The following is a 17,774-nucleotide window of genomic DNA, read 5'->3' as shown; positions in this document are numbered from 1 at the left end:
GGCGAGCCCCAGCAACGCTTCTGCCTGGACCCCCGCGCCCAAGCCCGAACCGGCCGCGCGGGTCCAGGCAGAAGCGTTGCTGGGGCTCGCCGCCTCGGTCCCGCGCTTCATGGAGGCCTCGAACAACTGGGTGATCGCCGGTTCGCGCACCACCACCGGCAAGCCCCTCCTGGCCGACGACCCCCACCTGGGCCTGGGCGTCCCCTCGCTGTGGTACTTAGCCCACCTCGAGGCCCCCGGCTACAGCGCCATCGGGGCCACGCTGCCCGGGGTTCCCGGGGTGGTGATCGGGCACAACGACCGCATCGCCTGGGGCGTGACCAACGTGGGCGCCGACGTGCAGGACCTGTACGTGCTCGAGGACAGCGCCTCCAGCGGCTACCGCTACAAGGGGCGGCTCGAGCCCTACCGCGTGCGCAACGAGGTGATCAAGGTCAAGGGCGAGCCCGACGTAGCGCTGAAGGTGCGCGAGACCGTCTACGGCCCCGTGATCTCCGACGTGGCCGGCGACGTTCCCGGCGGCAAGCCCCTGGCCCTGCGCTGGACCGCGCTCGACCCCCAGGACCGGCTGCTCGAGGCCTTCGCGGGCATCAACCGCGCGAAGAACTGGGCCGAGTTCACCGAGGCGCTCTCGCTCTACTCCACCCCCAGCCAGAACTTCGTCTACGCCGACGTGGACGGCAACATCGGCTACGTGGCGCCGGGCAAGTTCCCCATCCGCAAGCCCGGGCACACCGGCCTCACCCCCGTCCCCGGCGACGGCAGCCTCGACTGGCAGGGCTACGTGCCCTTCGAGCGCTGGGCCCGGGTGCTCAACCCCAAGGAGGGCTTCATCGTCAGCGCCAACAACCGGGTGCTGCCGCCGGGCTACCCCAACCAGATGTCGCTGGAGTGGGCCGAGCCTTTGCGGGCCGAGCGCATCCGCCAGCTGATCCTGGCGAAGCCGAAGCTCAGCCTCGAGGACGTGCAGGCCATGCAGCAGGACCAGTACTCGCTGCTCTACCGCGACTTCCGCCCGCTGCTGCAGGCTTTGAGCGCCCTCTCCGAGCGGGCCAGCGCCTGGAAGGCCCGGCTTTTGGCCTGGGACGGCAACATGCGCCCCGACTCGGTCGAGGCGACGGTCTTCCAGACGTGGTACACCGAGCTCACCCGCCTGCCCGCGAAGGAGGTGGGCCAGGAGTTCTGGGACGAGCCCCGCTACCTGCTGCGGGCCATGCAGTCGGGCGACCCCAACTGCGACCAAAAGGAGACCGAGGTGGTGGAGGGCTGCCTCGACTACGCCGCCCTCGCCCTCGACGCCGCCCTCGACCGCCTGGGCGACAACCCCCCGGCCTGGGGCAGCGTACACCGCGCGGTCTTCGACCACCCCATCCTCACCAACAGCCCGCTGAGGCGCTTCTCCGACCGAAAGGTCGCCTTCGGCGGCGACCGCTACACCGTCAACGTGGGCCCCTACAACGCCAAGACCTTCGAGCAGACCCACGGCCCCAGCTACCGGCATATCGTTGACCTCGCCGACCTGAACAACTCCCGCTTCATCCACCCCATGGGCCAGTCGGGGAACCTGCTCTCGGCGCAGTTCGACGACCTCTTGCCCCTGTGGCAGAAAGGCACCTACCTGCCCATGCGCACCGAGGACTACCCGGTGCGCGAGCGGCTGTCGCTCGAGCCCGGCCGCTGAGTCCCTCAACTTACGCAGGGCGAACCACCGGCTTACCGGCGGAGAGGGCCGGCGTTCGTCTATCGGCGTTCAGCCGTCAGCGGGAGGCTCGTAGCTCGTGGTAAACCCCACCCCTCCCCAGCCTTCCCCGCGTGCGGGGAAGGAATATCCCCCCTAGCCCCCTTGTTAAGGGGGGTAAAGAAGGGGCGTTTTGCGTTTCGCGTACGGCGTACGGCGTACGACCCACGCCCGGCTATCAGCTATCAGCGATCGGCCATCGGCTATTGACACCCCAGCCCCTTTGGCCTAGTGTACTAGTTAGCTAGTGCACTACATGGGAGGTTAAATGGTTCAAGCGATTCCCAAAACTCAGCCCACCCTGAAGGCGCGGGGAGAAACCGTTCTGCGGGTCGAGGGGCTGGGCAAGCGCTTCGGGGGCGTGGTGGCGGTGGAGGGGGTGGACCTCGAGGTCCGCCGCGGCGAGATCTTCGGCTTCCTGGGGCCCAACGGGGCGGGGAAGACCACCACCTTGGGCATGATCGTGGGGCTGGTCGAGCCGAGCGCGGGGAAGGTGGAGCTGCTGGGGGAGCCCGTCCGGCCGGGGCGCACACACGCGCTGCGCAAGGTGGGGGCTTTGCTGGGGGCGCCCGCGATCTACCCGCACCTGAGCGCGCGGCAGCACCTCGAGCTGGTCGCGGGGCTGCACGGGGGTATAACGCGGCAGCGCATGGAGGAGGTGCTCGAGCAACTGGGGATCGCCAGGGCCGCGCACCGGGCGGCGGGGTCGTACTCCACCGGGATGAAGCAGCGGCTGGGCGTCGCGATGGCGCTGCTGGCCGAGCCCGAGCTGCTGGTCCTCGACGAGCCCTCCAACGGCATGGACCCATCGGGCATGAAGGAGATGCGCGAGCTGATGCGCTCGCTGGCCGCGCAGGGCGTCACTATCATCTTCTCGAGCCACATCCTGCACGAGGTCGAGCAGGTCTGCGACCGCATCGCCGTGATCCACAAGGGCAAGCGGGTGGCCCAGGGGGCGGTGCGCGACCTGCTGGCGGGCGGCGACGGGGTGCGGGTCCGGGTGGAAAGCCCCGAGGAGGCGGCGCTGGTGCTCGGCGGGCTGGCCGGGCGGGCGGAGGTGCAGGGGGAGTACCTGCTGGTGCGCGGCCTCGAGGCCCGGGCCGTGGTGAGCCGGCTGGTGCAGGCCGGGCTCGTGCCCAGCGAGGTGGTGCCCATCGAGAGCGGCCTGGAGGAACTGTTCCTCGAGCTCACGGGAGGCGGGCAGTGACGACGGGAATCCTCAAGGTGGAGGCCGACAAGGCCTTCCGGCGCAGGGGCGCTTGGCTGTTGCTGGCCTTCGCGGCCGCGCTGGTGGGGCTCGCCGAGTTCGTGGTGCTGCTCGAGCAGGCCCCGGCCCGCCACTACGCCCTCACGCTGCTGCTGGGCAGGGAGGCCGCGCAGAGCCTGGGCGTCTTCGCCGCGGCGATCCTGGGGGCTTGGACGGCTCAGGAGTACGGCTGGCGGACCCTAGCCCTGCTGTTCTCCCGGGGCACCCCGCGCGGGGCCTGGCTGCTGGCGCGCTGGCTGGCGATGCTGGGCTCGCTGGCGCTGGTGGTGGCGATGCCGTTCGGGGTGAGCCTGACGGTCCTCAGCTTCTACGCGGGGGGTTGGCCCGCGCAGTTGCAAGAAGACGGGCTGCGCGTGGCGGCGACCGTCGTGCAGACGTGGGCGGCGGGGCTGCCCTACCTGGGCCTGGCGCTGTTCCTGGCGGTGGCGGGGCGCTCGGTGGCCGCGGCGCTGGGCGGCGTGCTGGGCTACGCGCTGGTGCTCGAGGCGGTGATCGTGCAGCTTTGGCCCGAGGTGGGCCGCTACCTGCCGGCGGCGCTGGGCGAGGCCTGGTTGGGCGGCGGGGCCGGGCTGGGCGCCGAGCTCGCCGGGATCTTGGGCTACACGCTGGCTCTCGTGGCGCTCTCCTGGGCCCTCCTGCGGCGCCAGGACCTGGGGGGTTAGCCGTGAGCTCCCCCAGGCTTTCGCAGTCCATCGGCACCGGAACCGCGCCGGCCTTCCGGGCCGGCCCAGGAGGTGGGTAAGCGTGTGGCAGCTCGACACTGAAGCCGGACCCATCTACGCACAGATCGTTCAAGGGGTGAAACGCATGCTGGCGAACGGAAAGCTCAAGCCCGGCGACAAGCTCCCGTCGGCCCGGGACCTGGCGACCGAACTCAAGGTCAACCCGAACACCGTCATCCACGCCTTCGGTGAGCTCGAGCGCGAGGGCCTGAGCGAGACGCGGCGGGGGCTGGGCACCTTCCTCAAGGAGGACATCGAGGTAGGCCGGCTCCGGCACTCGCTGCTCGTCGAGGCCGCGCGGCGCTTCATGGCCGAGGCGCGGGCCCTGGGGCTCAGCCCCGAGGAGGCCCGGCAGGCGCTGCAGGAGGTGTCGGATGCTGGCTAGGCTCGAGGCCGTCACCAAGCGCTACGGCGGCAGGGAGGGCTTGCACGACGTGAGCCTCGAGCTCCCCCAGGGGCAGGCCGTGGGGCTGCTGGGGCTCAACGGGGCGGGCAAGACCACCCTCTTGAAGCTGCTGGCCGGGCTGCTGGCGCCCAGCCAGGGGCGGGTGGAGGTGCTGGGGGGCCGCCCGCGGGCCATGCGGGACCACGTGGCCTACCTCTCCGACGCCGAGACCTATCCCTGGCTCTCGCCCGCCGACGGCGAACGGCTGATGGGGGGGCTCTACCCCGACTTCAACCGGGCGCGCTACCGGGAATTGCTGGGCTTCCTCGAGGTGCCCTCCCGCCCCTCGCGCGCCCTGTCGCGCGGCCAGAAGGCACGGCTGCGGCTGGCGATGGCGCTGGCCCGCGAGGCCAGGCTCTTCCTGCTCGACGAGCCGCTGGCGGGCATCGACGTGATCTCGCGCGACCGCATCCTCAAGACGCTGGTGCGGCAGTGGCGCGAGGACGCGACGCTGGTGCTCTCGACGCACGAGGTGGCCGAGGCCGAGGGCATCTTCGACCGGGCGGTGTTCCTCAAGGACGGGCGCGTCGTCCTCGACGCGGGCGCCGAGGAGCTGCGCGCGCGGGGCAAGAGCGTGCGCGAGACCTTCGTGGAGGTGCTGGCATGAACGCGCTGCCGACGTTGCTGTGGCTCGAGTTCCGCAAGTCCCAGTCCTTCGTGATGGTGCTGGCGGGCGTCCTGCTCCTGACGGCGGTGGGCTTAGCCCGCCTCACGGCCAACGCCCTCAACACGCCGGAGGAGGAGGCGGTGGTGCTGTTCTCGCTCGCCGCGGTCATCGGGGGTACCCTGCTGGTGGTCGCGCTGTTCATCAGCGCGCGGCAGGACGGCACGGGGCTGCTGCTCAGCGTGCCCGGGGGGCTGGCGCACCAGGTGGCCCGCTTCGTGTACTGGGGCCTGCTGGGGGCGGCGTTCGCCCTGACCCTGGCGGTGCTGCTGTGGGCCTACCTCGACCGCACGGTGCCGGGGATGCCGGGGCTGGGCGTCGTGCTGACGTTCGTGTTCTACGGGTTGGGGCTGGTCTGGCTGCCGGGCGTGGCCTACCTGCTGCTCGCCTTCAGCTACGTGCAGAGCTACCAGCTCTCGAGGCTGGGCTGGCTGGCAGGGCTGGCGGCCTTCCTGGGCTTCTTCGGGCTGGCCGACGTGCTGGTGGAGGCGGGCTCGAAGGTCGCCTACAGGGCGCTGCCCCCGGTGACGATCTCCTTGCAGAGCCTGGGCAGCCGGCTCGACGACCTCCGGCTGCCGCTCGAGCCGCTGCTGCTGAGCCTGGCGCTGGCCGCGGGCTTGGTGGCGCTGGCCGGGCGGGTGTGGGACGAGGTGGAAGCATGAACTTCACCTTCTTGAACCTGGTGGGGTACGCCCTGCTCGCGGTGGCCGCCTTCGTGTTGTGGCGCGGCAGCACGAGCCTGAGCGCGCGGCTGGTGAGCGTGGGGTTTTTGGGGCTGATCCTCTGGGGAATGCTCGGCGGCGACGGCGCCGCCGAGGACAACCGGTTCCGGGGCTACCGGGAGGAGGCCTTCCAGGTCAGCTCGAGGGCCGACTGCGTGGGCTGCTCGACGGGCAAGCGCGAGGGGGTCTGGTTCGTGCGGGGAACGGTGCTCGACGGGGTGATGGTGCTCGAGGCCGAGCAGGCCGTGGCCTACAAGGTCGTCTGGGCCGGGGGCGGCGGGGTGTACCTGGACGGCCAGCCCCAGGCCGGCGGCTGCTTCAGCCGTGAGCTGGCGCCCCAGGGCATCGCCGACCTCCGCTTCGACGGCGCCCTCCAGGCCCGGCTGGAGGTGGGGCCGGGCCTCGGCTGCTGAGGCATGACTTTAGCCAGTAGGCAGCCCTATCAAGCTTTTCTATGCTCGCTTTGGGAGGAAGGGAATGCTCGAGGTATTGACCCAACCGGTCCGTTTCTTCGCGGCCCTGCAGGGCCACAAGCCCAACCGCCTGGTCTCCGTGACGGTGGTGGTGGTCGCAACAGTGTTGGTCTTGCTAAGCGGTCAGCTCTCGTCTCGCCTATTGCCCACGGTGTTGCCGGACCGCTTCGCCGGGCAGGTCGTCGTGTCGGTGGCTCTGGGCATCCCCAGCGGCCTCGTTTTCTGGGCCTTGGGCGGAGCCGTGATCCGTTTGCTGGCCGGCAGGGAGTCGAGGGCCTGGGAGCTGTTCGGCTGGGCTTGGGCGCCCATGCTGGTGCTGGCGCTGGTGTCGCTGCCCCTGGCGGCGCTGATGCCGGTGACGGGCGACCTGCCCCCGCCCCCCGCCCCCACCGACGCCGAGGCCCTGCGGCAGTGGCAGCGGCAGTACCAGGAGGTCATCGCCGCGGCGCCCGTCACCCGCGTGCAGCAGGGGCTGAGCCTGGTCACCACGCTGTGGAGCTTGTGGATCGTCTACAGCGGGCTGAGGGTTTTGGCCCCCGCGCGGGCCCTGCTCGCCACCGGCGTGGTGGCGGCGCTCAGCCTGGGCCTGCTGGCCTGGAGCCTGCGCTAGAGAGGACCGGACTGCGATGAAGCGACTGTGGTATTCGGCCTTGGTACTGCTGGGCGGGCCGGTGCTGGCCTTCGGGCCGCTGGACGCGCTGGCGTACCAGAGCCCCGAGCTCGCCCCCGCCCGCAAGGCCCTCGAGGCCGCCCGGCTGCGGGCGGGGGCCACCGCGCTGGGGCTGGGGGCCAACCTGGCCTACGAGCGCACGAACGACGACGGCGGCTACAAGGCGGGGCTGGGCTGGCAGTGGAACTTCACCGCCCGCCTCGAGGCCGAGCAGGCCGTGGCCCGCGCCGAGCGCGAGGTGCGCCGGGTGGCGCGCGAGGGGCAGAAAAACGCCCTGCTGGCCCACGCGGCAGCCTGGCAGGCCCGCCTGCGGCTGGCGGCGGCGCAGGGGCGGCTCGAGGCGGCCCGCGAGCGCGGCGCCGAGGCCGAGCGCAAGGCCGCGCTGGGGGCCATCCCCGCCTTGCAGCGCGAGGACGCGGCGCTGGCCCTGCGCCAGGCCGAGCTGAACCTGCGGCAGGCCCAAAACGCCCTGCGCGCGGCCCAGGCCGGCGCCCTGCGCTACGGCCTGCGCGGGGAGGCCGAGCCCGCCACCCTCCGCTTCGCCCTGCCCGCGGCGACCCCCGAGCAGACCGTGGCCTACCGCGAGGCCCACTCCGCGCTCGAGCTCGCGCGGGCCCGGGTGGAGGAGGGGTGGCGCCGGCTGTGGCCCGAGGCCAGCCTGGGTGCCAGCTACAACGGCAAGGACGCCCTCTTCCAGAGCGGCCTGAGCTGGACCGCCGGCGGGCCGGGGGCCAACGTGGCCGTGGGCACGCCGCTGAGCGTGCCCCCCGGCACCCCGGAGGAGTGGAAGTTCAGCCTGAGCCTCAAGCTCGAGCTTTCGCCCCAGGCCTGGGCCGCCGTGGCGGGCGGGGAGGCCGAGCTCGAGGGCGCCGCCCTGCGCCTGAGGCAGGCCCGCGAGGAGATGGCCCTGCGCCTGGAACACGCCCGCGAGGAGGCGGCCGTGGCGCTGGAGGGCCTCGAGCTCGCCCGCGAGCGCCTCGCCCTCGCCGAGCGCCAGGCCGCCAACGCCGAGGCCCGGCTCAAGGCCGGCATCGGCACCGCGCTCGAGCGCCTGGAGGCCCAGAGCGGCCGCGCCGAGGCCGAAGCCGCCGTGGCCCAGGCCTGGCAGGCCTACGTCGTGGCCGTCGCCGCCTACCTCGACCTGCTCGACACCCCCTCGAGCGCCTGGACCCCACAGCCCTGACCCACGGAGGACCGACATGCTCAGAACCCTGATCCCCCTCTTCGCCCTGGCGCTCCTCAGCCTGGCCCAGGCGCAGCCCCTCGACGCCTTCCTCAAGGAGGCCTACCGCAAGGACTCGAGCTACCTCGAGGCCGAGCGCGCCCTCGACGCCGCCCGCGACGAGCTCGCCAAGGTGCAGGGCGACCCCGAGGCCGCTCCCTTAGCCCTCACCCGCGCCCAGGAGGGCGTGGCCGTGGCCCAGGCCAAGCTGCTCCAGGCCCGCCGGGAGTCCGACGCCCGCGCCCTGGAGGCCTACGCCGGCGTGCTGCTGGCCCAGACCGACCTCGCCCTCGCCCGCGCCCGCAAGGAGCTCTCCGGGCTCCAGCTCCAGGCCGCCGAGCTGCGCTTCAAGGCCGGGGCCGTCTCCGCGACCGAGCTCGCCCGCGTGCGCGACCAGGACAACCAGGCCGCCAACGCCGTGCGCACCGCCACCCGTGCCCTCGAGCAGGCCCAGGCCCGCCTGCGCCCCTACGGCGAGGTGCGGGTGCAGGCCCTGCCCGAGCCCGGCCCCGCCGACCCGGCGAAGTTCGGCATCGCGGGGCACGCCCGCCTGCTCGAGGCCCAGCAGCAGGTGCGGGAGGCCGAGCGGGCGTTGGCCCTGGCCTCCGGCCCCGACACCGCCCCGCTGGAGAAGAGCGCCCGCGAGCGCGACCTCGCCCGCGCCCGCGCCGCCCTCGCCGACGTGCAGCGCACCCTCGAGGACGCGCTCGAGGCCGCCAAAAGCCGCTACCAGGGCGCCGTGGAGGCTTACCGGCTCGCCCGCGAGGCCCAGGCCCGCGGTGCTGGCGAGCTCGAGGCCGCCCGCAAGCGCTTCGCCGCCGGCGCCATCGCCCAGCTCGCCCTCAAGCAGAGCGAGATCGCCAAGGCCGAGGCCGACCGCGGCGTGCTCGCCGCCCAGGTCGAGCTGTGGCAGGCGATCTACGGCCTGACGGTGGCGGGGAACGGGTAGAGGATGGCTCGTGGCCCGTGGGGCATTTCCCACGCGCCGCGGGCCCCGAGATTTCGCTGACGGCTGAAGGCGGATCGCCAACGGCCCCATAGGAGAGACATGCGACGCTGGATTTGGATCGTGCTGATTCTGCTCTCGGGCGGGCTCACCCTCTGGGGGTTGCTCCGGCCCCAGGGGGAGCAAGGGCTCGCGGTGAGTGTGGTGCGGGCCGAGCAGGGGGAGTTCGTGCGGGAGGTGCGGGCCAGCGGCTCGGTGGAGGCCCGGCTCTACGCCCTGACCTTCCCGCGCCCGGGCCGGGTGGCCGAGGTGCGGGTCAAGGAGGGGCAGGCGGTGAGGGCCGGCCAGGTGCTGGCCGTGCTCGAGACCGCCGACGACCGCGAGAAGCTGCGGGCCAGCCGCGAGAGCCTGGCCGCCTTGCAGAGCCGGGTGCAGGCCCAGGAGGCCGACTACCGCTCCAACAGCGCCAAGCTGCAGACCCAGCTCGCCGAGGCCCGGCGCAACCTCGAGCTCGCCGAGCGCCTGCTGGCCCTGGGCAGCGCGGCCCCCAACGAGGTGGCCCAATTGCGCCGCCAGGTGGCCGACCTCGAGGCCCAGCTCGCCAGCCTGGCCCAGGGCAACCGCAGCAGCCTGGCCGAGCTCCAGGCCCAGCTCGCCGCCCGGCGCTCGGAGATCGCCGCGCTCGAGCGCGCTATGGCCCAGGCCGAGCTGCGCTCGCCGGTGAGCGGGACGGTCTCGAGCGTGGGCTACCTGGCGGGCGTGGACACCGGCACCAACGCCGTGCGGGTGGTGGAGGCCGGCAGCCTGCGGGTGCAGGCCCGCCTGGCCGAGGCCGACGTGGGCACGGTGCGGCCCGGCCAGCCCGTCCGGGTCGAGCTCGACGCCGCCCCCGGCGTGGGGCTGGAGGGCAAGGTCGAGCGCCTGGGCGTGCAGGCCGAGGTCGCGGGCAGCGGCGGCAGCGCGGTGCTGCCGGTGTTCGTCCGCTTCCTCACCCCCCAGGCCGAGAAGCTGGCCCGGCCCGGCCTCACCGCCACGGCCCGCATCACCACCCTGCGCCTGCCCCAGGCGGTCAAGGTGCCGCTCGAGGTGCTCGGCGAGGAGGGGGGCCGGGGCTACGTGTGGCGGGTGGACGAGGCCACCAAGACCGCCCGGCGCCAGGCCGTGACCGTGAAGGCCCGCAACCTGACCCACGCCGCGGTGGAGGGGCTCGAGGCCGGCGCCCTGCTGGTCTCGCTGCCGCCCGAGGGCCTCGAGGACGGCCAGAAGCTCAGCTACCGCCTGCCCGGGCCGGGCGAGGAGCGACCGTGAGCGCGGTCGTGGAGATGCAGGGCATCGCCAAGACTTACCGCTCGGGCAGCAGCGCCCGCACGGTGGAGGTCCACGCCCTGCGCGGGGTGGATCTGGTCATCGGGCAGGGGGAATACGTGGCCTTGATGGGCCCCTCCGGCTCGGGCAAGAGCACGCTGATGCACATCATCGGCCTGCTCGACTCCCCCAGCGGGGGCAGCTACCGGCTGGGCGGGCAGCCGGTGGAGGGCCTGAGCGAGGGGGAGCTGGCGCGCATCCGCAACCAGCGGGTGGGCTTCGTGTTCCAGGCCTTCTTCCTGCTGCCCCGCCTCACCGCGCTGCACAACGTCGCGCTGCCGCTGGTCTACCGGGGGGTGCCGGGCGCCGAGCGCCTGCGGCGGGCCAGGGCCGCGCTCGAGTCGGTGGGCCTGGGCGACCGGCTCGACCACCTCCCCTCCGAGCTCTCCGGCGGGCAGAAGCAGCGCGTCGCCATCGCGCGGGCGCTGGTGCAGGAGCCCGACCTCCTCCTCGCCGACGAGCCCACCGGCAACCTCGACTCGCGCTCGTCGGAGGAGATCCTCGAGCTCTTCGACCGGCTGCACCGCCAGGGCAAGACCCTCGTGATGGTGACCCACGAGCCCGACGTGGGGGCCCGCGCCCAGCGCGTCGTGCGGCTGCGGGACGGCAAGATCGCCGAGGGAGGCGCGGCATGAACCCGCTCGAGAACTTCCGCATGGCCTTCGAGTCGCTGTGGGGCAACAAGCTGCGCAGCTTCCTGGCCTTGCTGGGCATCGTGATCGGGGTCTTCGCGGTGACGGCCATGATCAGCCTGGGGCAGATGGCCTCGGCCGGCATCACCCAGGACCTCGAGGCCATTGCCGGGCGCAGCATCTTCGTCCAGCCCAACTTCAACGAGGGCGAAACCGCCGAGTCGGCGCCCATCCGCGACGCGGACGTGGCCGCCTTGGAGGTGCTGCCGGTCAAGGTGCTGCCCCAGCTCTTCACCAGCGCCCAGTACGAGAGCAAGCCCGGCGAGCGGCGCTCGATCACCCTGCAGGGCACCCCCGGCGACCTGCCCCGCCTCGACCCCACCAACAAGGTCGCCCGCGGCCGCTACTTCACCCAGGCCGAGGCGAGGGGCGGGCTGGCGGTCGCGGTGCTCTCCGACCGCGCGGCCAAGGACCTCTTCCCCAACCGCGACCCCATCGGCCAGGTGGCCCGGCTCTACTACCCCAGCGGGGGCCGCCTCGAGCTCACCGTGGTGGGGGTGCTCGAGCCCCCCAGCGGCCTCTTCGGCGGGCTGTCCTCCAGCGCCACCGTCTACGCGCCCATCCCCCTCATCTGGAACACCTCGCCCTTCGCCCGCAAGGGGCAGTACGACTTCCTGGTGCTCACCCTCGACAAGGGCGCCGACGCCCAGCAGGTCTCGAAGCAGGTGCGCCGCATCTTCGAGGCCCGCTACGGCAAGGGCAAGTTCTCCGTGCAGTCCACCGAGAGCTTCCAGGACACCCTGCGCAGCATCACCGTCATCCTGCAGGCGCTCCTGGGCGCCATCGCCGGCCTGAGCCTGCTGGTGGGGGGCATCGGGATCATGAACATCATGCTGGTCTCGGTCACCGAGCGCACCCGCGAGATCGGGCTGAGAAAGGCCCTGGGGGCCACGGCGGGCCTGGTGCGCCAGCAGTTCCTCATCGAGGCCGTGGTGCTCACGCTGGTAGGGGGCGTCCTGGGCGTGGCCCTGGCGGCGGGGCTGCTGGTGCTCATCACCGCCACGGTGCCCTTCTTCAAGGTCTTCATCCTCAGCCCCGCCACCATCTTGCTCTCCCTGGCGGTGAGCGCCCTCATCGGCCTGTTCTTCGGGGTGTGGCCGGCGGCGCGGGCGGCGGCGTTGGACCCGATCGAGGCATTGCGGTACGAGTAGTTGCGTGGGTCTTACGTCGTGCGTCGTGCGTCGTACGTCGTACGCGAAACGCCAAACGCAAGACGCAAAACGCGAAACGCAAGACGCAAAACGCCAAACGCAAGACGCAAAACGCAAGACGCCTTACTCTCGACCCTTAGGCTAAAGCTTCCCTACCAGCTTCGTGATCGTGCAGGTGCTGCTCAGCGGGGTGCGGGCGAGGGCGGCGGAGGTGGCTTCGGCGCTGCCGTAGGCGCTGAAGCCTTCCCAGACCTCGGGCGTGCTGGTGGGGGTGGCGCGGCAGACCACCCGCTGGCCGTCGGGGAAGAAGACGGTGACGCTGAAGACCGGGCCGCTCGAGGTGGTGCTGTGGACGAGGGCGGCCGGGAGCTTGCCGGTGGGCACCTCGGCGGTGGCGCTGGCGGATCGGAGGGTGCTGCTGGTGAGCCCCTCGGCGCCGACCTCGACGATGAAGAAGTCCTGGGGGGCGTTGCTGCCCTTGAGCTGCACCTTCCACATCTCGCCGCGCTTGAGCTCGAGCGCCGGGCGCGGGGCGGGCTGTCCGGCCGTCGGGGGGGTGGTGCTGGGGGCGGGGTCGCGGTCGCTTTCCATGGGCATGCAGGCGGTAAGGCCGAGAAGGAATGCGCTGAGGAGGAATGGAATTCGCCTCATGTTCTCATTACAACCTAAACTCATGAGGAGTTAAAGGGGGGCCGCCTCACCCGTCAGGCGCTGGCCTGCTCGAGCCGCCGCATCTCGGCCTCGCCCAGGCACAGGTGCAGGGCGCGCGCGTTCGAGCGGGCCTGGGCCGCCGTCTTGGCCCCGGGGATGGGCAGGGTGCCCTTCTGGATGCACCAGCGGATAGCCACCTGTGCGGGCGTGGCCTGATGGGCCTGGGCCACCTCGCGCAAAGCCTCGAGCAGGCCGGGGATCTTGCCCTCGCTCAGGCGGTACTTGCGGCCGCGCATGGGGCCGGTGGGCGGGTTGTGCGGGCTGTACTTGCCGGTGAGCCAGCCCATGCCCAGGGGGCTGTAGGCCATCAGCACGACGCCCTCGCGGCGCATGGCCTCGAGCAGCCCCTCGCGCTCGGGCTTGCGCTCGAGCAGGCTGTACTCCACCTGGTTGGCGGCCAGCTTCACGCCGTGGCGGGCCAGGGCCCGCGTCACCCGCTCCATCTGGGGCAGGTCGCAGTTGGAGACGCCCACCGCGCGGGTCAGGCCGAGCTCGTAGGCCTCGGCCAGCGCCTCGGCCCACTGCTCGAGCGGGACCGGGGGCCAGGGCCAGTGCAGCAGGTAGAGGTCGAGCCGGGGGAGTTCCAGCCGCTTCAGGCTCCCCCTGAGCGCCGCGATCAGGCTCTTGCGGCTGAAGCGCCAGGGGAAGGGGAAGCACTTGCTCACCACCAGGGGCCGCTGCCCCGACTCGCGCACGAAGCGCCCCAGGAAGCGCTCGCTCCGGCCCATGCCGTACACCTCGGCGGTGTCGAAGAGCCGCACGCCCGCCGCCAGCGACTCCTCGAAGGCGGCCTCGAGGTCGCTGTGCTTGTACCCCTTGCCGTAGCCCCAGAACAGCCTATCCCCCCACTGCCAGGTGCCCAGCCCGAGCGGGGGGACGGGCTCGAGGCCGGGAATCTGAATGGTTTCCACGGGCTCTAGCGTATTGGATGGGAGGGATATCGGGTGTTGTGCAGGGCACGGGGAGAGAGGTGTGTCGAGCGTCAAGGGTCCAGGGCCAAAGCTTTCTGCGTTTGGCGTTCGGCGTTAGGCGTATCGCGTACGGCGTAGGACGTACGACGTACGACCCCTCTACCCCTACCCGTGCTCCTCGTTCCCGTTCTCGAGCTCGCGGAAGCGCTCCAGGCTCTGCCGCACCCGCTCGTGCACCCCGCCGAAGCCCTCGGCCCGCTTGCCGGTGAGGAGCTCGATGGCCTCGTCCACGGTCTCGACGGCGTAGACGTGGAAGCGCCCGTCGCGGACGGCCTCGAGCACCTCGCCGCTGAGGGTGAGGTTGCTCAGGTTGCTCCTGGGCACCACCACGCCCTGGCTGCCGGTGAGCCCCTGGGCCTGGCAGAGGCGGAAGAAGCCCTCGACCTTGGCAGCCACCCCGCCCACCGCCAGCACCTGGCCGGTCTGGTCCACCGCCCCCGTCACGCCCAGGTCCTGCCGCAGCGGCACCTCCCCGATGGCCGAGAGGATCGCCAGCAGCTCGGCCAGCCCGGCCGAGTCGCCGTCGATGGAGACGTAGCTCTGCTCGAAGACCAGGCTCACCGTCGCCGCCCAAGAGCCCGCCTCGGCGTAGTGGCCGCGCAGGTAGCCGCTGAGCGCGAGCACCGCCTTGTGGAAGATGTGACCGCCCAGCCCGGCCTCGCGGTCGATGGAGAGCACGCCGTCGCGCCCGGGGGCGGCGCGGGCGGTGAGGCGGGAGGGGCGGCCCCAGGGCGGGTCGGTCTCGAGCACCACCAGCGCGTTGACCTGCCCCACGGCCTTGCCGTCGAGCCGGAAGCTCCAGGTGCCCTCCTGCACCGCCCGCACGAACTCCTCCTCGGAGTAGAAGGCCCGCTCGTCGCGGGCACGGATGGCCCGCTCGACGTCCTGCGCGGTGAGCGGGCCCTCGGCCAGCACGGCGGCCTCCTCGGCCAACGCCCGCAGCTCGACCAGCCGCGCGTCGAAGCGGTCGCGCTGCTCGGCCATGCGGCGGCCCTCGTCCCACAGCCGGGCCAGGGCGCCCTCGGTGAGCGCGAAGCCCTGCTGGCCCAGCCAGCCGCCGAAGGCCCGGTAGTGCTCGGGCGTGGCGCTGAGGGTGGGGGAGAACTCCGCGCGGATGCGGAAGAGCTCGCTGAAGGCGGGGTCGTGCTCGAGCGGCTCGAAGGCCTCGTGGCTGCCGATGAGCAGCACCTGCACCTGCACCGGGAAGGGCTCGACCTCCAGCCCGCCCGCCCCGTCGGCCTCGGTGACGGGCTCGACCTGCCCGTTGCGCAGCGCCCGCTTGAAGGCCTCCCAGGTGCCCTCGCGCACCAGGCTCGAGGCGTCGAGGATCAGGAAGCCGCCCTGCGCCTTGTGGATCGCGCCGGGCCGGATCAGCCCGACGTGGGTGCTGCGCACGCCGCGCTCGGTGTGGTGGTCGAGCCGCCCGAAGAGGCGGGGGGCGGTGGCGTAGGGCTCGAACACCACGGGCGGGGGCGAGCCGGTGCTGGAGGTGGTGAGCAGGTTGGGCCGCCAGGGCGTGGGGTCGAAGGCCTCCGCGGTCTCGGCGGCGCGGGCGAGCCGGTCGCGCAGGGCCTCGAGGTAGGGGCGGGCCTGGGGGAAGCGCCGCATCAGCGGCTCGACCCGGTTGTTGAGGTAGTGGCTCGCCCACTCCCGCCGCAGCCGGCGCAGGGCCTGGGCGGCCTCGGCCGAGAGGGCCAGGTTGTGCAGCGTCACCTCCTCGAGGCGCGCCGCGAGCTCGGTGGGGATGCTGGCCTGGCCGTTGAGCTCGACGCCCTCCTCGCTGGTGAGCAGGTTGAACCCGGCCGCCCGGGCCTCCTGGCGCAACTGCTCGACCTGCGCCTCCTGCTGCTCGCGGAAGTGGGCCTCCAGCCGCGACTTCTCGCGCAGGAAGGCCCCCTGGCGGAAGAGCGCCTCCAGCCGCGCGGCCTCGTCCAGCAGGCTCTCGACGCCCTCGGCCAGCTCGTTCTCCTTGCCGCTGGGCAGGGTGAGCACGGCGGCCCGGCGCTCGGAGAGGGGCACGTAGAGCAGGTCGGGCGGCGTCTCCACGCGCTGCGCCCTCAGGTACTGCAAGAGCGCTTCGTGCTTGCCCAGGCTCGGCGGCCCCACGAGGTAGGCGTGAAAACCGCCCCTGAGCGCCATCTCGAGCGCGGCCCTCGCCCGCTCCTGCCCGAAGAAGGGCGGCGGCGGCGGAGACTGGGCCACGCGCTCAGGGTCGGTGGGGGAGGTGCGCCACTCGAGGCTTTGGTAAGGGAGTCGCAACGCCGACACGCAGGAAAGTCTACTGTAGGTCGTGGGGCGGGAAAGCGTCGAGGGCTGAACGCGGGACGCCGGGCGCGGGTCGTACGTCGGGCGTGGGTCGTACGTCGTACGTCCTACGTCGTACGCAAAACGCAAGACGCAAAACGCGAAACGCAAAACGCGAAACGCAAAACGCAAGAAGCGAAACGCCAGACGCCTTCGCCTTGGCCCTTGACCCTCGACGCCTACGGATAGGGAAGGGGACGGGTGACCACGAGCCACGGGCCTTCCCCCCACTACCCCCTTCCCGCAGATTTTCCATTCCCTAAGACGCATTCGGATGACCGTTTTCCGTTATGCTATTCAAAAAAGGAGGCTGAATGAGCGCTAAGTTGAAGGTCCTGGGAATGATCCTGGCCGGGGGGCAGGGCTCTCGCCTATTCCCGCTCACGGCCAAGCGGGCCAAGCCGGCGGTGCCCTTCGGCTCGAGGTACCGCATCATCGATTTCGTGCTCAACAACTTCGTCAACTCGGGGATCTACGGCATTTACGTGCTGACGCAGTTCAAGGCGCAGTCGCTTACCGAGCACATCCAGCGGCACTGGCGCTTCGGCGGCTTCCTCGACGACCACTTCATCATCCTGGTCCCGGCCCAGATGTACCGCTACGAGGAGCTGGGGCCGGTGTGGTACCGCGGCACCGCCGACGCCATCTACCAGAACCTGCACCTCGTCAACAACAACAAGCCCGAGAGCGTGGCGATCTTCGGCGGCGACCACATCTTCAAGATGAACGTCGCGCACATGGTCGAGTACCACAACGACACCCGCGCCGACCTGACCATCGCGGCCTACCCCGTGCCGGTGGGCGAGGCCAGCCGCTTCGGCGTGCTGCAGGTTGACGACCAGTGGCGGATGGTGGGCTTCCAGGAGAAGCCCAAGGACCCCACCCCCATCCCCGGCCGCCCCGGCTGGGCGCTGGCGAGCATGGGCAACTACGTCTTCCGCACCGAGGCGCTGCTGGAGCTGCTCGAGTACGACTCGCGCGACACCGCCTCCTCCCACGACTTCGGCAAGGACGTCATCCCCCACGCCCTCAAGGAGGGCTACCGCATCCAGGTCTACGACTTCAAGCGCAACCCCATCCCCGGCCAGGAGGGCCCCAACACCTACTGGCGCGACGTGGGAACCCTCGACGCCTACTTCGAAGCCAGCATGGACCTCATCCAGGTCACCCCGGAGTTCGACCTCTTCAACCCCGAGTGGCCCCTGCGCACCGCCAACTACTTCAGCCCCCCGGCCAAGTTCGTGCACGAGGCGGGCAACCGGGTGGGCCAGTCCTTCAACAGCCTGATCGCGGGCGGCTGCATCATCTCGGGGGCCACGGTGCGCGAGTCGGTGCTCTCCAGGCGCGTGCGCATCAACTCCTACAGCCTCGTCGAGCGCAGCGTGATCTTCGACGAGGTGGAGATCGGGCGCAACGTCAAGATCAAGAACGCCATCATCGACAAGAACGTCAAGATCCCCCCGGGCACCGAGATCGGCTACGACCTCGAGGCCGACCGCGCTCGAGGCTTCACCGTCACCGCCTCGGGCATCGTGGTGGTGTCGAAGAGCTTCCGGTTTACCCTGGCGCTGGTCTGAGCGGGTGGCCGATAGCCCGTAGCCGGGCGCGGGTCGTACGTCCTACGCCGTACGCCGTACGCAAGACGCCCCTTCTTCACCCCCCTTAACAAGGGGGGGTGAAGAAGGGGCGTCTTGCGTACGGCGTACGGCGT

At 71.7% G+C, this 17,774-nt stretch carries 17 protein-coding genes; 14 read left to right on the top strand and 3 right to left on the bottom strand.

Translation table 11 applies throughout. From position 1 onward, the window contains the following. The 13 genes from Mterra_RS10175 to Mterra_RS10115 all read left to right on the top strand — a co-directional run. Positions 1-1,681: penicillin acylase family protein (locus Mterra_RS10175; RefSeq protein ID WP_147372671.1), on the top strand; the 1,681-nt coding region annotated here is incomplete at its 5' end. A gap of 325 nt (positions 1,682-2,006) precedes the next feature. Then, a complete protein-coding gene (locus Mterra_RS10170; protein WP_119315105.1) occupies positions 2,007-2,945 on the top strand; it encodes an ABC transporter ATP-binding protein in 939 nt (312 codons plus the stop codon). Next, the gene (locus Mterra_RS10165; RefSeq protein WP_119315104.1) at positions 2,942-3,667 is read left to right on the top strand and encodes a hypothetical protein; all 726 of its coding nucleotides are present in this window, start codon (positions 2,942-2,944) and stop codon (positions 3,665-3,667) included. Before Mterra_RS10170 ends, Mterra_RS10165 begins: the two co-directional genes overlap by 4 nt. Positions 3,668-3,749: 82 nt before the next feature. Next, the gene (locus tag Mterra_RS10160; protein ID WP_027894231.1) at positions 3,750-4,112 is read left to right on the top strand and encodes a GntR family transcriptional regulator; all 363 of its coding nucleotides are present in this window, start codon (positions 3,750-3,752) and stop codon (positions 4,110-4,112) included. Then, entirely contained in the window at positions 4,102-4,779 is a 678-nt protein-coding gene (locus Mterra_RS10155; protein WP_119315103.1) for an ATP-binding cassette domain-containing protein, read from the top strand. Before Mterra_RS10160 ends, Mterra_RS10155 begins: the two co-directional genes overlap by 11 nt. Continuing rightward, positions 4,776-5,498 (top strand): hypothetical protein, encoded by a 723-nt coding sequence (locus Mterra_RS10150; protein WP_119315102.1) that lies wholly within the window; start codon positions 4,776-4,778, stop codon positions 5,496-5,498. Before Mterra_RS10155 ends, Mterra_RS10150 begins: the two co-directional genes overlap by 4 nt. Continuing rightward, positions 5,495-5,971, top strand: a complete 477-nt coding sequence (locus Mterra_RS10145; protein ID WP_119315101.1) for a hypothetical protein — start codon at positions 5,495-5,497, stop codon at positions 5,969-5,971. Before Mterra_RS10150 ends, Mterra_RS10145 begins: the two co-directional genes overlap by 4 nt. 64 nt (positions 5,972-6,035) lie before the next feature. Further along, a complete protein-coding gene (locus Mterra_RS10140) occupies positions 6,036-6,641 on the top strand; it encodes a YIP1 family protein (RefSeq protein WP_119315100.1) in 606 nt (201 codons plus the stop codon). A gap of 16 nt (positions 6,642-6,657) precedes the next feature. After that, complete coding sequence (locus Mterra_RS10135; protein WP_119315099.1) at positions 6,658-7,884, top strand: TolC family protein; 1,227 nt, start codon at positions 6,658-6,660, stop codon at positions 7,882-7,884. A gap of 16 nt (positions 7,885-7,900) precedes the next feature. Next, a complete protein-coding gene (locus Mterra_RS10130; RefSeq protein WP_119315098.1) occupies positions 7,901-8,872 on the top strand; it encodes an HlyD family secretion protein in 972 nt (323 codons plus the stop codon). 99 nt (positions 8,873-8,971) lie between these two features. Further along, on the top strand, positions 8,972-10,177 hold the full coding sequence (locus tag Mterra_RS10125) for an efflux RND transporter periplasmic adaptor subunit (protein WP_119315097.1): 1,206 nt from the start codon (positions 8,972-8,974) through the stop codon (positions 10,175-10,177). A gap of 14 nt (positions 10,178-10,191) precedes the next feature. Next, positions 10,192-10,869, top strand: coding sequence for an ABC transporter ATP-binding protein (locus Mterra_RS10120; protein ID WP_119315106.1), 678 nt, complete (start codon positions 10,192-10,194; stop codon positions 10,867-10,869). Further along, on the top strand, positions 10,866-12,077 hold the full coding sequence (locus Mterra_RS10115) for an ABC transporter permease (protein WP_119315096.1): 1,212 nt from the start codon (positions 10,866-10,868) through the stop codon (positions 12,075-12,077). Before Mterra_RS10120 ends, Mterra_RS10115 begins: the two co-directional genes overlap by 4 nt. A gap of 141 nt (positions 12,078-12,218) precedes the next feature. Here the strand turns inward: Mterra_RS10115 and Mterra_RS10105 are convergent, their stop codons facing one another. The 3 genes from Mterra_RS10105 to Mterra_RS10095 form a co-directional block, all read right to left on the bottom strand. Next, positions 12,219-12,728: a hypothetical protein gene (locus Mterra_RS10105; RefSeq protein ID WP_147372669.1), complete on the bottom strand. Its 510-nt coding sequence runs from the start codon at positions 12,726-12,728 to the stop codon at positions 12,219-12,221. 53 nt (positions 12,729-12,781) lie between these two features. Further along, on the bottom strand, positions 12,782-13,699 hold the full coding sequence (locus Mterra_RS10100; protein WP_119315094.1) for an aldo/keto reductase: 918 nt from the start codon (positions 13,697-13,699) through the stop codon (positions 12,782-12,784). 165 nt (positions 13,700-13,864) lie between these two features. After that, positions 13,865-16,027: an AAA family ATPase gene (locus Mterra_RS10095; RefSeq protein WP_245971591.1), complete on the bottom strand. Its 2,163-nt coding sequence runs from the start codon at positions 16,025-16,027 to the stop codon at positions 13,865-13,867. A gap of 350 nt (positions 16,028-16,377) precedes the next feature. Between Mterra_RS10095 and glgC the strand changes: the two genes are divergently transcribed. Beyond that, entirely contained in the window at positions 16,378-17,640 is a 1,263-nt protein-coding gene (gene glgC, locus Mterra_RS10090; protein ID WP_119315092.1) for a glucose-1-phosphate adenylyltransferase, read from the top strand. Positions 17,641-17,774: the final 134 nt, after the last annotated feature.

It is taken from the genome of Calidithermus terrae, from assembly GCF_003574345.1.
GTDB classification, from domain to species: domain Bacteria; phylum Deinococcota; class Deinococci; order Deinococcales; family Thermaceae; genus Calidithermus; species Calidithermus chliarophilus.
The sequence above is the reverse complement of the archived record's forward strand: the minus strand, read 5'-3'. Positions and strand labels throughout refer to the sequence as shown.

What these genes read in the sequence shown, in the direction of transcription:
- Mterra_RS10120 (WP_119315106.1), top strand. Translation starts at nt 10,192, where the DNA reads ATGCAGGGCATCGCCAAGACTTACCGCTCGGGCAGCAGCGCCCGCACG.
- Mterra_RS10105 (WP_147372669.1), bottom strand. Translation starts at nt 12,728, where the DNA reads ATGAGGCGAATTCCATTCCTCCTCAGCGCATTCCTTCTCGGCCTTACC.
- Mterra_RS10155 (WP_119315103.1), top strand. Translation starts at nt 4,102, where the DNA reads ATGCTGGCTAGGCTCGAGGCCGTCACCAAGCGCTACGGCGGCAGGGAG.
- Mterra_RS10140 (WP_119315100.1), top strand. Translation starts at nt 6,036, where the DNA reads ATGCTCGAGGTATTGACCCAACCGGTCCGTTTCTTCGCGGCCCTGCAG.
- Mterra_RS10130 (WP_119315098.1), top strand. Translation starts at nt 7,901, where the DNA reads ATGCTCAGAACCCTGATCCCCCTCTTCGCCCTGGCGCTCCTCAGCCTG.
- Mterra_RS10135 (WP_119315099.1), top strand. Translation starts at nt 6,658, where the DNA reads ATGAAGCGACTGTGGTATTCGGCCTTGGTACTGCTGGGCGGGCCGGTG.
- Mterra_RS10145 (WP_119315101.1), top strand. Translation starts at nt 5,495, where the DNA reads ATGAACTTCACCTTCTTGAACCTGGTGGGGTACGCCCTGCTCGCGGTG.
- Mterra_RS10150 (WP_119315102.1), top strand. Translation starts at nt 4,776, where the DNA reads ATGAACGCGCTGCCGACGTTGCTGTGGCTCGAGTTCCGCAAGTCCCAG.
- glgC (WP_119315092.1), top strand. Translation starts at nt 16,378, where the DNA reads ATGAGCGCTAAGTTGAAGGTCCTGGGAATGATCCTGGCCGGGGGGCAG.
- Mterra_RS10170 (WP_119315105.1), top strand. Translation starts at nt 2,007, where the DNA reads ATGGTTCAAGCGATTCCCAAAACTCAGCCCACCCTGAAGGCGCGGGGA.
- Mterra_RS10115 (WP_119315096.1), top strand. Translation starts at nt 10,866, where the DNA reads ATGAACCCGCTCGAGAACTTCCGCATGGCCTTCGAGTCGCTGTGGGGC.
- Mterra_RS10125 (WP_119315097.1), top strand. Translation starts at nt 8,972, where the DNA reads ATGCGACGCTGGATTTGGATCGTGCTGATTCTGCTCTCGGGCGGGCTC.